This is a genomic window from Polaribacter sp. (genome assembly GCF_051251875.1).
Taxonomy (GTDB): Bacteria; Bacteroidota; Bacteroidia; order Flavobacteriales; family Flavobacteriaceae; genus Polaribacter.
On record NZ_JBPOGL010000016.1, the window covers coordinates 1 to 15,194 of the forward strand.

General features: G+C 29.9%; 16 protein-coding genes. 6 read left to right on the forward strand and 10 right to left on the reverse strand.

Annotated elements, in window-relative coordinates:
* From ACSHW5_RS08655 to ACSHW5_RS08690, 8 genes are all read right to left on the reverse strand, one after another.
* The coding region (locus ACSHW5_RS08655) for a cold-shock protein (protein ID WP_435675807.1) at nucleotides 1–92 on the reverse strand (92 nt) is incomplete at its 3' end.
* A 318-nt stretch (nucleotides 93–410) separates the two neighbouring features.
* Nucleotides 411–602 (reverse strand): cold-shock protein, encoded by a 192-nt coding sequence (locus ACSHW5_RS08660; RefSeq protein WP_065318359.1) that lies wholly within the window; start codon nucleotides 600–602, stop codon nucleotides 411–413.
* Between the two features lie 113 nt (nucleotides 603–715).
* Entirely contained in the window at nucleotides 716–1,657 is a 942-nt protein-coding gene (locus tag ACSHW5_RS08665; RefSeq protein ID WP_435675723.1) for an NAD(P)H-dependent flavin oxidoreductase, read from the reverse strand.
* 303 nt (nucleotides 1,658–1,960) lie between these two features.
* Nucleotides 1,961–2,416, reverse strand: a complete 456-nt coding sequence (locus tag ACSHW5_RS08670) for a DUF2750 domain-containing protein (protein WP_435675724.1) — start codon at nucleotides 2,414–2,416, stop codon at nucleotides 1,961–1,963.
* Entirely contained in the window at nucleotides 2,413–2,901 is a 489-nt protein-coding gene (locus ACSHW5_RS08675) for a hypothetical protein (protein WP_435675725.1), read from the reverse strand. Before ACSHW5_RS08675 ends, ACSHW5_RS08670 begins: the two co-directional genes overlap by 4 nt.
* Nucleotides 2,902–2,957: 56 nt before the next feature.
* Entirely contained in the window at nucleotides 2,958–4,625 is a 1,668-nt protein-coding gene (locus ACSHW5_RS08680; RefSeq protein WP_435675726.1) for a S8 family serine peptidase, read from the reverse strand.
* Between the two features lie 41 nt (nucleotides 4,626–4,666).
* Nucleotides 4,667–5,854: a tRNA 2-thiouridine(34) synthase MnmA gene (gene mnmA, locus ACSHW5_RS08685; protein ID WP_435675727.1), complete on the reverse strand. Its 1,188-nt coding sequence runs from the start codon at nucleotides 5,852–5,854 to the stop codon at nucleotides 4,667–4,669.
* Nucleotides 5,855–6,028: 174 nt separating this feature from the next.
* Entirely contained in the window at nucleotides 6,029–6,742 is a 714-nt protein-coding gene (locus ACSHW5_RS08690; protein WP_435675728.1) for a toxin-antitoxin system YwqK family antitoxin, read from the reverse strand.
* A 78-nt stretch (nucleotides 6,743–6,820) separates the two neighbouring features.
* Here ACSHW5_RS08690 and ACSHW5_RS08695 point away from each other — a divergent pair, with 78 nt between their 5' ends.
* The 6 genes from ACSHW5_RS08695 (at nucleotide 6,821) to ACSHW5_RS08720 (ending at nucleotide 12,706) form a co-directional block, all read left to right on the forward strand.
* The gene (locus ACSHW5_RS08695; protein WP_435675729.1) at nucleotides 6,821–7,372 is read left to right on the forward strand and encodes an adenylosuccinate lyase; all 552 of its coding nucleotides are present in this window, start codon (nucleotides 6,821–6,823) and stop codon (nucleotides 7,370–7,372) included.
* Between the two features lie 45 nt (nucleotides 7,373–7,417).
* A complete protein-coding gene (gene purB, locus ACSHW5_RS08700) occupies nucleotides 7,418–8,761 on the forward strand; it encodes an adenylosuccinate lyase (protein ID WP_435675730.1) in 1,344 nt (447 codons plus the stop codon).
* Nucleotides 8,762–9,199 (forward strand): hypothetical protein, encoded by a 438-nt coding sequence (locus tag ACSHW5_RS08705; RefSeq protein ID WP_435675731.1) that lies wholly within the window; start codon nucleotides 8,762–8,764, stop codon nucleotides 9,197–9,199.
* A gap of 1 nt (nucleotide 9,200) precedes the next feature.
* Nucleotides 9,201–9,965 (forward strand): TerC family protein, encoded by a 765-nt coding sequence (locus ACSHW5_RS08710; protein WP_435675732.1) that lies wholly within the window; start codon nucleotides 9,201–9,203, stop codon nucleotides 9,963–9,965.
* 46 nt (nucleotides 9,966–10,011) lie between these two features.
* Nucleotides 10,012–10,284: a hypothetical protein gene (locus ACSHW5_RS08715; RefSeq protein WP_435675733.1), complete on the forward strand. Its 273-nt coding sequence runs from the start codon at nucleotides 10,012–10,014 to the stop codon at nucleotides 10,282–10,284.
* 154 nt (nucleotides 10,285–10,438) lie between these two features.
* Complete coding sequence (locus ACSHW5_RS08720; RefSeq protein ID WP_435675734.1) at nucleotides 10,439–12,706, forward strand: TonB-dependent receptor; 2,268 nt, start codon at nucleotides 10,439–10,441, stop codon at nucleotides 12,704–12,706.
* A gap of 39 nt (nucleotides 12,707–12,745) precedes the next feature.
* Here the strand turns inward: ACSHW5_RS08720 and ACSHW5_RS08725 are convergent, their stop codons facing one another.
* Both ACSHW5_RS08725 and ACSHW5_RS08730 read right to left on the reverse strand, forming a co-directional pair.
* Nucleotides 12,746–14,053: an MFS transporter gene (locus ACSHW5_RS08725; protein WP_435675735.1), complete on the reverse strand. Its 1,308-nt coding sequence runs from the start codon at nucleotides 14,051–14,053 to the stop codon at nucleotides 12,746–12,748.
* Between the two features lie 97 nt (nucleotides 14,054–14,150).
* Entirely contained in the window at nucleotides 14,151–14,954 is an 804-nt protein-coding gene (locus ACSHW5_RS08730; RefSeq protein ID WP_435675736.1) for a M48 family metallopeptidase, read from the reverse strand.
* Nucleotides 14,955–15,194: the final 240 nt, after the last annotated feature.

Consider the following 15,194-nt stretch of genomic DNA (forward strand, 5'->3'; position numbering starts at 1 on the left):
ACATGTACAAAATGTTCTTTGTTTGATCCTTCTTCAGTGATAAATCCAAATCCTTTAGATTCATTGAAAAATTTTACGGTACCTTTATTCATTATAAAAAATTATTGTGTTGTTAATTTAATTACTAACAACATTTTATTGAGTTGCAAATGTAATGCCATTAATTGATTAATAGCCTAAAATACTTTTTATTTTCAAAATCATTTCAAATAGGGTTCAATTTAGACTTATAGCAACTTCTTTCTTTAAAAGAATCCAAAATATTTAAAAAAAAAGTTTCCTACAAAGCAAGATTTCCCTGTTGGTTATAGTAAAAAAGAGTTCACTAGTTTTCTAAATTTTAACCATAAAAAAAGCCTATCAAATTTGATAGGCTTTTAGATAAAAAATTAACTAGTAATAGATATATATTATAATACTCTTACGTTTACTGCGTTTAATCCTTTTCTTCCATCTTGTAAGTCAAATTCAACTTCATCGTTTTCACGAATTTCGTCAATTAATCCTGACACATGTACAAAATGTTCTTTGTTTGTTCCTTCTTCAGTGATAAATCCAAATCCTTTAGATTCATTGAAAAATTTTACGGTACCTTTATTCATTATAAAAAAATTATGTGTTGCTAATTTAAGTACTAACAACGTTTTATTGAATTACAAAGATAATGCCAATAATATTTAAACACAAAAATAATGTATCTTTTTTTTAAAATATTTTAAAGATTCTTTACAAAGGTTTTCATCAACATAAATTCTTCTATAATATCAATTAAAACCTCTTTTGCTGGTTTTATTTGATGAATTAAACCTGCAATTTGACCTATTTCTAGTTCACCGTTTTCTAAATCTCCTTCAAACATTCCTTTTTTTGCTCTTGCTCTTCCTAATAATTCCTTTAATTGTTCTATTGATGGATTTTGTTGATATAATTCTTGTACTTCATGATAAAATTTATTTTTCACCAAACGCACAGGCGCCAATTCTTTTAATGTTACTTGTGTATCACCATCTTTTACGTCTACAATAATTTGTTTAAATTTTTGATGTGCAGAAGACTCTTCTGTTGCCGCAAACCTACTCCCTATTTGCACAGCATCTGCTCCTAAAACCATTGCCGCCATCATTCCTTTTCCAGAACCAATTCCTCCAGCCGCAATAACAGGAATTTTAACCTGCTCTTTTACCATGGGGATTAAGGTAAAAGTGGTGGTTTCTTCACGCCCATTATGTCCGCCAGCTTCAAAACCTTCGCAAACAATGGCATCTACACCAGCAGCTTCTGCTTTTAAAGCAAATTTTACAGAACTTACCACATGCACAACTTTAATTCCTTTTTCTTTTAAAAAAGCGGTCCAAGTTTTAGGGTTTCCTGCGGAGGTAAAAACAATTTTCACGCCTTCTTCCACAATAATATCCATAATTTTTTCAATATCAGGATACAACATGGGTACGTTTACACCGAAAGGTTTATCGGTTGCTTTTTTACATTTTAGAATGTGTTCTCGTAAAACTTCAGGATACATAGAACCTGCGCCAATTAAACCTAATCCACCTGCATTTGAAACTGCTGAAGCCAACCTCCAACCAGAAACCCAAATCATGCCACCTTGAATAACTGGGTATTGAATATTAAAAAGTTGCGTAATTTTATTTGCCATTATTTTTTTGATTTTCTGTAAACTATTAGAACGGTAAATGATGTAATTGAAGTATTATTTTTATTTCAACAAAAAAACAAAATACTGTTTTTCTTCTACATAAATAAATGAAATTTGTAAGATAATTTTTAAGTGAAACCGCAGATTTTTACTTACAAATATGACAACTGTTTTATGTAAGATTATCTATATGTTTTAAGCACTAAAGTTAGTAAATAATATACAGATAAAAAGGCAGGGATAACTTTAGTTAGTAGACCAAAACAAAGGAATTAATTTTGCACAGTGTTTGTGCCTGATTTTTTATGCAAGTATTTCATGCACTTGTTTTTCTAAATCTATTATTCCTTCGAATTTTTTAAATTTCAAATCTTTTCCGATTGATTTTAATTCTGTTATTAATTCAAGAATAAGCTCCATTGGTTCAGATTCAAAACCAAACATATTTCGATCAAATTCTGTTCCTATTAAAAGTCCATCATTTTCCATTCCAACGCACCAATTTTCAATAAAATCTGATAATAAAATTTCAGATATTTTATAATTATGCCAATCTTTTTCAATACAAGATTTTGCTAAAGATTTTTCAGCCCAAAAGCAAATAATTCCAATTGGTTGTCCATTGTCATTTTCATATTTAACGGAACTTGAGGTTGCAAATCCTTTGTGATTTTTAAGTCCGTAAACAGTTTCAGTGTTGCAAACAGATTTTATGAACCTTTTATGCCTTTTTTCAATTATTAAGGAATCTTGTATCATTTAGCTTTCAGTTTGTGGTAATTAGCCTTATTCCATTTTCCATTCTTTTCAATATTCAGGTTTTTGTTTTCGTTAATTTTTCTGATTATTAGAATTGCTAAATTTAAAGATGAAATTAAAAATGGAATACTTGTCCAAAAAGCAGTTTCATAAACAGAATTATAACTCCAATTTCCAGATGTTAGAAAATAAACTGAAATCAACAAAAGTACAATTCCAACAATTTCACATATAAGTTTATACAATTCTAATTTTATAAATAAACTGGATAGTAACAATATTTTTCCAATTAAGGAAATAAGGCCAATTGACATAATTTTATCATTAAATTTTCCACTTAATGTAAATCCATAATCGTCCATTAAATTTGGAATACTCGAAATATCTATAATCCCCATTATTCCAATTCCATGGCCAACTCCAAGAATTATAAATGAATGCAAAATTATTGTGAGTAATATTGAATTTCGTTTAACTTTTTTCAAGATATTTATTTTTCAACATGCTATTTTTCGCTTGATGCCACCCCAAAAATACACCCTTATTTTTTTATCAACTTTAACGTTTTGTATTGATTATCTTTTGACACTTTTAACATATAAATACCATTTTCTAAAAAAGAAACATTTATTGTTTTAAAAGTTGCATTCGATTGTTTTAAAACCTTTTTTCCTAAAACATCATAAATTTCAAGTGTAAAATCTTGTAAACTACCATTTTTAAACATTATATTAATAAACTGTTCTGTTGGGTTTGGATACACTGAAAGGTTTTTAAACAAGTTATCATTTACAGAACCTGTACTTGCAACATACAAATTAAGTGCAGTTTCAAAATTTGGAATTCCATAACCGTATTGATCCGTAGGACTTGAAAATTGATTTGCAGATTGGTAAATTGAACTTTTTAAATTATCATTTAAATTTTGTGCATCTGTAGATTCTGGTCTTAGTGCAAATCCTTCATTACCATTTAAGCAAGCAATTAAACCTGTCATAATTGGAGAAGAAAATGAAGTTCCACTTCCTGCCGTTGAAACTTCTCCTGATTCATAATCTATAAAGGAAGGTCTTTCTCCTTGTGCTACAATTTCTGGTTTTATTCTTCCATCAGAAGTTGGTCCAAACGAACTAAAACTAGCAATTTCTCCTGAAGCATTTACCGCCCCAATAGTAATTACAGAAGCTGCATCTGCTGGCGCTCCAATGTATTTCCATTCTTTGTCTCCATCATTTCCTGCGGAATTTACCACAAGCATTCCCTTAGAAGTGGCAAGTTCTGCGCCTCTAGAAATAAAGGTAGTTTTACCATCCATATCTTCATAGGTATGATTGTGATTTGCATTATCAAATGTTGTATATCCTAAAGAAGTATTAATAACATCAACTCCTAAACTATCTGCTCTTTCTGCCGCTTCTACCCAAAGAGTTTCTTCTAAAACCGTTTCTGTTTCTGTTATTTCTGAAATAAATAAATAAAAACTGGCATCTGGCGCTGTGCCTACAAATTCATTTTCTAAATAACCAGCAATAAAAGACAACACATGTGTTCCGTGGCTACTTCTTGTATAAATATCTGTATTTCTATCAGCAAAATTATAGCCACCTAAAATTTGATTGTTATCTCTAACTCTTTGAAAAGCAGCAAGTGTATTTACATTCGGAAAACCTGCATCTATAACTGCTATTAATTGTCCGTGTCCTGTTAATCCTTGTTCATGTAAAAAATCTCCTTTTAACATTTTAATTTGATTGTCTGCTTCGCCATAATCAAATGCTGTTTGGGCTTGTAAAAACTTGTTGTAATGATTAGGTGTTAAGGGTTTACCCAATGATTTAGCGCCTGTATTTAAAGATTTATTCGCAAATTCAATAGATGCAATAAAAGAATAGGTTGTTACTAAATTATTGATATCACTTACTTCTCCCTGAACATGAATGGCATTTAACCATTTAGATTTGGCTAAAACCGTTATGTTTTCGGTATTTTTTAATTGAGTGTAATAATTTTCATCAATAGGAACATCTACAGCGTCTAAAGAAACATTTAATTTAGTCCTTCTATCTAACGCACGTTGAGAAAGCATGGTTAAAGGATTGGCCAAAAAGGTATCTTTATTAGGTTTATCTTTTAAATAAACCCAAGCATCTTCTTGAGCTTGAAGCTGTAAAAAAGTGGTCAAAAACAAAAAAAGTAGTAATTTCTTCATATTTCGAAATTACCACTTTTTTATCATTTTATTTATTTTTATTATGAAATTACGCCAGATCCTAACAATTCTTCATCTTGATACCAAGCCACAAACTGACCTTCTTGGATTGCAGATTGTTTCTTTTCAAATTCTACATACAAACCAGTTGCTACTTTATATAAGGTTGCTCTATCTAAAGCTTGTCTATATCTAATTCTTGCATCTACTTGCATAGATTCTCCGGGTTTTAAGGCTAAATCTTCACGAATCCAATGAATTTCTTCATTAGAAACAAACAACACGTTTCTGTATAAACCTGGATGAGTTTTACCTTCACCAGTATAAATTACATTTTCTACAACATCAGTTTCTATAACATACAATGCTTCTTTTGTGCCACCAACATTTAATCCTTTTCGTTGTCCTTTTGTAAAATAATGTGCTCCCTGATGTTTGCCAACTATTTTTCCGTCTTCTTTTTTGTACGTAAACTTTGTTGAATAATATTTTAATTCAGCTTCTTTGTTTTCAAATTCTGGAGCTTGTTGAACATATTGCTCAAAACTTGAAGGTATGGTTACAATGGCACCATTTTTTGGCTGTAATTTTTGTTGTAAAAATTCTGGTAAACGAACCTTACCTATAAAACACAACCCTTGACTATCTTTCTTTTCTGCAGTTATTAAATCTGCTTCTTTGGCAATTTCTCTAACTTCTGGTTTTGTTAATTCGCCAATAGGAAATAATGCTTTTGTTAATTGTTCTTGAGAAAGTTGACATAAAAAATAAGACTGATCTTTATTAATATCCTTACCTGCTAATAATTTATACACAGGCTTACCGTTAATAATTTCTTCATCTTTTCTGCAATAATGACCAGTTGCAACATAATCTGCACCTAATTTTAAGGCAATGTCCATAAAAACATCAAACTTAATTTCTCTATTACAAAGTACATCAGGATTTGGTGTTCTTCCTTTTGCATATTCATCAAACATATAATCTACAATACGTTCTTTGTATTGTTCGCTTAAATCTACCACTTGAAAAGGAATGCCTAATTTTTCTGCAACAATCATTGCATCATTACTGTCTTCTAACCACGGACACTCATTAGAAATGGTCACAGAATCATCATGCCAATTTTTCATAAAAAGCCCAATAACCTCGTATCCTTGCTCTTTTAATAAATGGGCTGTAACACTAGAATCTACACCACCAGAAAGCCCAACAACTACTCTTTTCATTCTTTAATTTTGAGGGTGCAAAGGTAGGAATTACTATGATTGTGACACAGCCTTTCTCATAGAAAAAAGTTGACACAACTATCAATGATATCTATGAACATGTATAAAGAATTTTGATAAAAATATGGAAAGTTTCGAGAATAACTAATAATTTCTATGAATTACCACCAACCACTATTCTCCTTTCTTTTTTGTATAGGTAGCTTTCTTCTGTTTTTCTTTTTCAGACGCTATTTCTCCATCTAAATAATACTCCCACTGCCCTTCTCTTTTACCGTCTCTATAAGTACCAGTTTCTTTTAATGCACCATTCAATTCAAAATATTTAGCAACACCATTTGGTTTGCCGTTTCTATATTCAATTTCTTCTATTAAAACTTTTTTACTTGAATATTTTTTAGAAACTCCGTGTAATAAACCATTTTTATAGGTAGACAATTCCGCAACTGCACCATCAGGATAATAATTGGTTAGCAAACCATCTAATTTACCATTTATATAGTTTTCTTTAGACAAAACTTTACCATGCGGAAAATAATACAACCAACTTCCTGTGCGTTTTTTATGTATTAAAACACCTTTACTTTTCAAAATTCCTTTTACCGTAAAAAATTCAACAAAAACGGAGTCGCTATTGGGAGAAAATCTTTTTAAAATTACAGGATTTTCAGAACTGGTAATATCATAAAATTTAAAAACGCCAACCTCTTTTCCATTTTTAAATTGCCCCACATATCGTATTCTTTTATTGGGGTGGTATTTTTTCCAAACACCTGTTCTTTTTTTATTACTATCAAATTGATTGAATTTCTGAGCATTTACTTCTTCGCTTAGAAAAAAACCAGCCAAAAAAGCAAAAACAAAAAACAGTCTTTTTATATTTATCATTTATAAAGAATTTTAAAGTAAATATACATTAATCGTACCAAAATGAACCATCTTTTTTTAACAGAACAGCTCAATTTAATGGAAAATCCTAAAAGGGAAAACAGACAAAGGGTTGCAAATATTGTGTTAGAAAATCAAATTTTATTTAAAGAATTGGTTCGTATTACTTTTGATGTTGATCATAAGATTTCTATAAAAGCTGCTTGGATTTTAGAATGGATTTGCACACATCATCATTTGCATTATATTTTACCGCATTTAGATGAATTTTCAACAAAAATTTCTACTGTAAAGTTTGATAGTGCCATAAGACCTTGTGCCAAAATTTGTGAACATCTTGCAACTGCGTATGGGGCAAAAAATAAAAATGAAGTGCAACAAAAATTAACTGCAAAACATATTAATGTTATTGTAGAAACAGGTTTTGATTGGTTAATTACGCCACAAAAAATTGCGGTAAGAGCGTATACAATGACCACTTTGTATTTCTTTGGATTAACAATAGATTGGATTCACCCAGAATTAAAACATTTAATTGAAACCAAAATTATTCATGAAAGCAAAGGTTGTAAAGCTCGTGGAAAATTCATTTTAAGTTTGATAGAAAAACATCAAAAATCAGCTTTATAAATCTGCTAAATTCACTATTTTTGCAGTTAACAACAGAACTAAAAAATGGAATTAACTCAATTAAATGCCATCTCTCCTATTGATGGACGTTACAGAAGTAAAATATCAAAATTAGCAGACTATTTTTCAGAAGAAGCTTTAATAAAATATAGAGTTCGTGTAGAAATTGAATATTTTATTGCTTTGTGCGAAATTCCTTTGCCACAATTAGCAGACTTTAACAATGATTTATTTGACGATTTACGTAAAATTTATATTGATTTTACAGCGGAAGATGCTCAAAAAATTAAAGATATTGAAAGCATTACAAATCATGATGTAAAAGCTGTTGAATATTTTATCAAAGAAAAGTTTGACCTTTTAGGCTTACAAAAACATAAAGAGTTTATTCATTTTGGGTTAACCTCTCAAGACATTAACAATACGGCAATTCCGCTTTCTATAAAAGAAGCAATGAATGATGTTTATGTACCACATTATTTTGAATTATTAGAGCGTTTACAAGAATTGGTTATTGAATGGAAAGACATTTCTATGTTGGCAAGAACACACGGTCAGCCGGCATCTCCAACAAGATTAGGAAAAGAAATTGAGGTTTTTGTTGTTCGTTTAAAAGAACAATTTAATTTATTAAATGACATACCAAGTGCTGCAAAATTTGGTGGAGCAACTGGTAATTTTAATGCTCATAAAGTGGCATACCCAACCGTAGATTGGAAAGAATTTGGAACTAAATTTGTACAAGAAAAATTAGGTTTATACCACTCTTTTCCGACAACACAAATAGAACATTACGATCATTTAGCAGCGTTGTTTGATACTTTAAAACGTATAAACACCATTGTTTTAGATTTAGATAGAGATTTCTGGACCTACGTTTCTACAGATTATTTTAAACAAAAAATTAAAGCTGGTGAAGTTGGTTCTTCTGCAATGCCTCACAAAGTAAATCCTATTGATTTTGAAAATTCTGAAGGAAATTTAGGTTTGGCAAATGCTATTTTTGAACATCTTTCAGCGAAATTACCTGTTTCTAGATTACAAAGAGATTTAACAGATAGTACTGTTTTAAGAAATGTTGGTGTGCCTTTTGGACATACAATTATTGCGTTTACTTCTACCTTAAAAGGATTGAATAAATTATTGTTGAACAAACAAAAATTTGAGGATGATTTAGAAAATAATTGGGCTGTTGTTGCAGAAGCTATTCAAACTATTTTAAGACGTGAAGCATACCCTAATCCTTATGAAGCATTAAAAGGACTAACAAGAACAAATGCTAAAATAAATCAGAAATCTATTGCAGATTTTATTGATACTTTAGAGATTTCTACAGAAATTAAAGAAGAATTAAAAGCTATTACACCTGCTAATTATACCGGAATATAAATGGAGAATAAAGAAAAAAGACTAAAGAAAAAAGAGGTTTCCATAAATAAACTAATGAATAATAAGAAAATGATCTTCTTGTTTCTTGGTTCTTTTTTCTTGCTTCTAAATTCATGCAAATCAGAATTTGAAGATAATTCAGACATTTTTAAGACCGGTGTTTTTGAAATTCCTGCTGGTAAAAGTTTCGATAAAGAAATTATTATAAGAAAAGACAGTATTCAAATTAGTAAACACGGAAATCACATAGATACTTTGTCTATAAAATGGAAAAACAATTTCTTTTACACACTAAAATATATCAATCCTAAAACAGATCTTCAAAAAGACCCAATGTATGTTCAAATAAATAAAATACATAAAGATTCTTATGATTTTACTGTAAAAATTGGTTTTTCTAAATTTTCGCAAAAAGGGACCATTTATAAAGTAAAATAATATGGAAATTTTTTTACATGCAGATGCTTGGGTTGCACTAATAACACTTACTTTTTTAGAAATTGTTTTAGGAATAGACAACATTATTTTTATATCAATATCTGCCAATAAATTACCAGAAAATCAAATTAGAAAAGCCACTCTTTTAGGGTTGGCTTTAGCAATGATTACTAGAATTATCTTGCTTTTTAGTGTCTCTTATTTAATTGCTTTTAAAGAACCTTTTATAGAAATAAATGCCGGTTGGATTAAAACCGGAATCACAGGTCAAAGTCTAATTTTGTTTCTAGGAGGTCTTTTTTTACTTTATAAAAGCACCAAAGAAATCCGAGAAAAAGTAGAACATACAAACGAAGAACAAGTAATAAAATCTCCCAAAGTAATATCACTTTCTAACGTTATTATTCAAATTATACTTATTGATATTGTTTTTTCTTTTGATAGTATATTAACAGCCATTGGTATGACCAATGGTATAAATGGCGCTTTACTAATTATGGTTATTGCCGTAATTGTTTCTATCATAATTATGATGATTTTTTCGAATCCCATTAGTAATTTTGTAAACAATAATCCGACAATACAAATGTTGGCATTGTCTTTTTTAATTTTAATAGGTTTTATGCTAATTACAGAAAGTGCTCATTTATCTCATACAGAAATATTTAACCAATCTGTTGGCGCAATACCTAAAGGATATTTGTACTTTGCAATTGCATTTTCTTTAGGTGTAGAAATGCTAAATTTAAGAATAAGAAAAAAATAATTTCGTGCATAAAAAACTATTGAGCATATTTTTTCTTTTCCTATTGATGATACCAACATCAATAGAAATTTTGCATGATTTACAAAATCATGAACACGCTGTTTGTACTTCTATTGGTGAACACCATATACACAATCAGCATGTAGATTGTGCCGAATTTCACAAGCATTTAACCATATTTTCAATGGATTTTACATCTAATTTTGATGTAATTCCGACACATTATTATACTTCAATTTTTACAGACAAACCTCAACGAATTAAAGAGGTTTATCAATCTATAAAATCTCCCAGAGGACCTCCTTTTTTTACTGTTTAAATTTTATTTGTACTAGAGAAATAACAAAATGAGAAATTCTATATTTTAAAATATAAGAATTGCTCTATTTATTTCGCTATGCAATATTTAGAGCTATTTGTTTTTAAGCAAACAGGTCTACACACACCAATTATTACAGTAAAAATAAAACTTCATGAAAACATTAATTACCATGTTACTTTTAGTAACAGCCTTTTCTGTGAACGCTCAAAATAGCCTTTCAGGAAACATTACCGATACACAAAATAATCCGTTAGCAACCGTTCAAATTTATGCGCTAGAATTGCACAAAGGAACCACAACAAAAGAAGACGGAAATTATATAATGAAAAACATTCCGAAAGGAAAAATAAAAATAACTTTTAGCTATTTAGGTTTTAAAACAGTTTCTAAGATTATTGAATTTAACTCAGAAAACATAGTGTTAAATATTCAATTAGAAGAAACCCCCTTTACAATGGATGAAGTAATAATTTCTGCTCCTTTTAATAAATTACAATCAGAAAATGTAATGAAAATAGAAAGGTTAACTGCAAAGTCTATTCAAAAAACTGGGGCAACAACGCTATCAGAAGGAATTACAAATATTGCTGGAGTTTCTCAAATATCTACCGGTGCTTCCATTGGAAAACCTGTAATAAGAGGTTTAAGCGGCAATAGAGTTTTAGTATATACACAAGGTATTCGACTAGAAAACCAACAATTTGGAGGTGAACATGGTTTAGGTATTAATGATGCCGGAATTAGCAGTGTAGAAGTAATTAAAGGCCCCGCTTCTCTACTTTACGGTTCTGATGCTTTGGGTGGCGTATTGTACCTAAATCCAGAAAATTTTGCATCAGAAAATTCTAAAGAACTTAATTTTAGTCATCGTTATTTTGGCAATACATTAGGTACCAATACTTCTCTTGGCGCAAAATTATCTTCAGAAAACTGGAAATTTTTAGCAAGAGGAACCTATGCCAATCATTCAGATTATAAAATACCTACGGATGAAAGAGTAACAAATACTCGTTTTAATGAAAAGGATTTTAAAACCGGAATAGCATATTCTAAAAATAATTTTACTTCAGAATTTCGTTATAATTTTAACAGATCCAATTTAGGTTTACCAGAAGAAGGAATTGCAGAACAATCTACCAGTAAAACTCTTTTAGAACCTTATCAACTAATAGACAATCATATTTTAAGCTCTCACAACCATTTCTTTTTGGGAGATTCTAAATTAGATTTAGATTTGGGTTATACTTTTAATGATAGACAAGAATTTGAAGAACATCATGATGAACATGAAGAGGATGATGCTCATGAAGAGGAAGAAGAAGAACATGACGAAGAAGCTGCTTTAAGAATGAAGTTAAAAACATTTAGTTATAATGCAAAGTATCATTTCCCTAAAATAGGAAATGTAGAAATACTATCTGGCGTGCAAGGCTTACATCAAACAAATACAAATTTTGGTGAAGAAATTTTAATTCCGAATGCTACAATAAACGATTTTGGAGTTTTTACAACAGCAAATTACTCTTGGCATAAAAACACTATTCAAGCAGGAATTCGTTATGATAACAGGAACATAACCACCGAAAAACACGAAGTTGCTCATGAGGATGAAATACATGTTTTTGAAGCTATTGATAAGTCCTTTAACAGTTTTACGACTTCTTTAGGTTTTAAAACAGAATTATCAGACAATTTTACGGTAAGAATAAATGCCGCTTCTGGTTTTAGAGCACCCAACTTAGCAGAATTATCTTCTAACGGTGTACATCATGGAACCAATAGATTTGAACAAGGTAATAGTAATTTGGTGAATGAGAAAAATATTCAATTAGATCTTTCTTTAGAATATAAAACAGAACATTTTGAGTTGTTTGCAAACGGTTTTTACAATCATTTAAATGATTACATTTTTATTGCTCCTACTGGTGAAATTGAAGATGAAACACCTGTTTATAGTTACCTACAAGAAGATGCCAAACTTTATGGTGGAGAAATGGGTTTTCATTTGCACCCACATCCTATAGATTGGTTGCATTTAGAAAGTAGTTTTGAAACCGTTATAGGAGAACAAGATAACGGAGATTATTTACCCTTAATACCAGCAAACTCATGGAAAAATACACTAAGAGGTGAATTTAATATACGCAAATGGTTGCAACAAGGTTATGCATCGGCAACTTTAAAAAGTACATTTTCTCAAAATAACATTGGCTTGTTTGAAACTTATTCACCTAGTTACAATCTAATTAACTTAGGCTTTGGAGGAGACATTACAACTAATGGCATTCAGTTTTCTACAAGCTTATCTATAAATAATCTATTAAACACAAAATATATAGATCATTTATCAAGATTAAAATCTGATCAAATTTTAAATCAAGGTAGAAATATTGTATTAGGAATTAATTTTAATATTTAAAGTCATACTATAAAAAGGGTTACAAATTGTGACCCTTTTTTATTGCACATATTTTGTTTTCTTTATGCCACTTAAAACAATAAAAGCAGCCAAAAAGAAAACAGCTAATGCCAATACACTAGACTGTATAGATATTATGGAGTTTAAAACACCAAAAGTTATCATACCTACTACTAGTGCTATTTTCTCTGTTACATCAAAAAAACTAAAATAAGAAGCATGGTCTTCTGTTTCTGGTAATAATTTAGAGTATGTAGATCTTGCTAAAGATTGCACTGCGCCCATAACCAAACCTATTAAAGAACCCAATATATAAAAATACATTTCTATATTAGGCGTATCTTTTGTTAAGTTAAAACCAATAAAACAAACAACACACCAAATGGCAATTGTAATTTTTAATGTTTTTATATTTCCAATTTTATTAGACAATCTAGAAAATAAAAATGCTCCAAAAATAGCTACAAACTGCACTATTAAAATGGTGGCTATTAAATTTAAAGTTTCTAAACCTAAAATAGTACCAAAAATACCTGCCATTAATATAATAGTCTGTACACCAACACTTAATAAAAAAAAAGAAATCAAGAATAATTTTAATTCTTGAATTTGAAAAAGTTCTTTTGCTACTTTCTTAATTTCCTTTATTCCTTTTATAAAATAATTATCTTTTGGCAAATTAGTTTTCTCAGAATTAGGCAATTTTGCATAGGTAATTTGCGCAAAACCCAACCACCACAAACCTACTAAAACAAATGACAATTGAGAGCCAAATTGCTTATCAAAAAAACCAAAAACTTTAGTTTCTATTAATACTAAGCATAAAAGCAATAACAAAATAGAACCAGAATACCCTAACATAAATCCCCTTGCACTTACATTATCTTGCTGTTCCGGATGCGCTACTTCTGGTAAATAAGAATTATAAAAAACGATACTTCCCCAAAAACCAATACTTGCTAAAATTGTAAAAACAATTCCTACCCAAAGCGTTTCTTTTCCTGTAAAAAAAAACAAACACATTACGGATAAAGAGCCTAAAAGACAAAATCCTTTAAGAAATTTCTTTTTATTACCGGCATAATCTGCAATACCAGAAAGCATAGGAGAAATAAAAGCAACAATTAAAAAAGAAAAAGCCAGCGCATAATTATAAAGTGTAGTTGGTGTCCATAAGGTTCCTAGAAAAGTAATTTTACCATCTGCATTTGCAAAACCTTCAGAAGCAGTTAAACCTGCATAATAAATAGGAAAAACAGCCGTACTTATTACTAATGAATAAACTGAATTTGCCCAATCGTAAAAAGCCCAAGCATTAATTAATTTTTTATCTCCAATTTTTAACATCGCATATTTTTTTTTATAAAAAAAACCGTTCAAATCAAAATTTGAACGGTCACAAGATAGGAAATCTATTTGTTTTCTTATTTCTTATTTCTATGTTTTATCTGGCATTATATTGAGCCGCATATTTTTTTGCTGTAGGTAAATAATTTCTTAAATCTTGAATTCTAGATTCGTTAGAAGGGTGTGTACTTAAAATTTCTGGCTGAGAACTTCCTCCAGAATTAGCACTCATTCTTACCCAAACTTCAGCAGCTTCTGTACCATCATAACCTGCCATAATCATAAAAACCAAACCTAATCTGTCTGCTTCTTGTTCATGTACTCTACTAAATTTTAACATTCCCAAACCAGAACCTACGCCAAAAGCTGTATTCCACATTTGTTGAGATTCTGCACTTTTATTTGCTGTTCCTAAAGCAACAAGCAAACCACCAATTTGTTGACCATAAGAATTTGTCATTCTTTCTTGACCATGTTTTGCAAAAGCATGCGCTACCTCATGCCCCATTACTGCCGCCACACCATTTACATTTGCACAAATAGGCATAATACCTGTATAAAATACCACTTTTCCTCCTGGCATACACCACGCATTTACAGTTTCATCTTCTACTAAATTAAATTCCCATTGATAAGAATCTGCTTCAGAAATCATATTATTAGCTCTCATAAAACGATCTACAGCTGCAGAAATGTTTTTACCAACACTTTTTATTTGGTTGGTCATTGCCACATTACTAGAAACTCTATTTTCTGCTAAAAAACCTTTGTATTGAGCAAAACTAGCTGGCAATACCTCTGCATCACTAACTAAATTTATTCTTTTTCTACCAGTAATTGGTACCGTAGTACATTCACTATATAAAAAAACCACTAAAATTAATATAACTACTTTCTTCATTTTATATCTATTTATTACTATTTTAAGACCCTAAATTTGTTATTTAGTCACAAGTTTGCTTATTATTATTTTTTCTAAAATTACACAAACTATTTGTATCAAAAAAATATTTTTTAGCAATGCAGCTATTTTCCAAAAGCCGCTTTTAACCACCATCATTATCAATCATCAAAGCAGTTTAAATTATAATGATATTTTTAGTATTTTATTTTAATAAATTACCCTTAACATTTTACACGA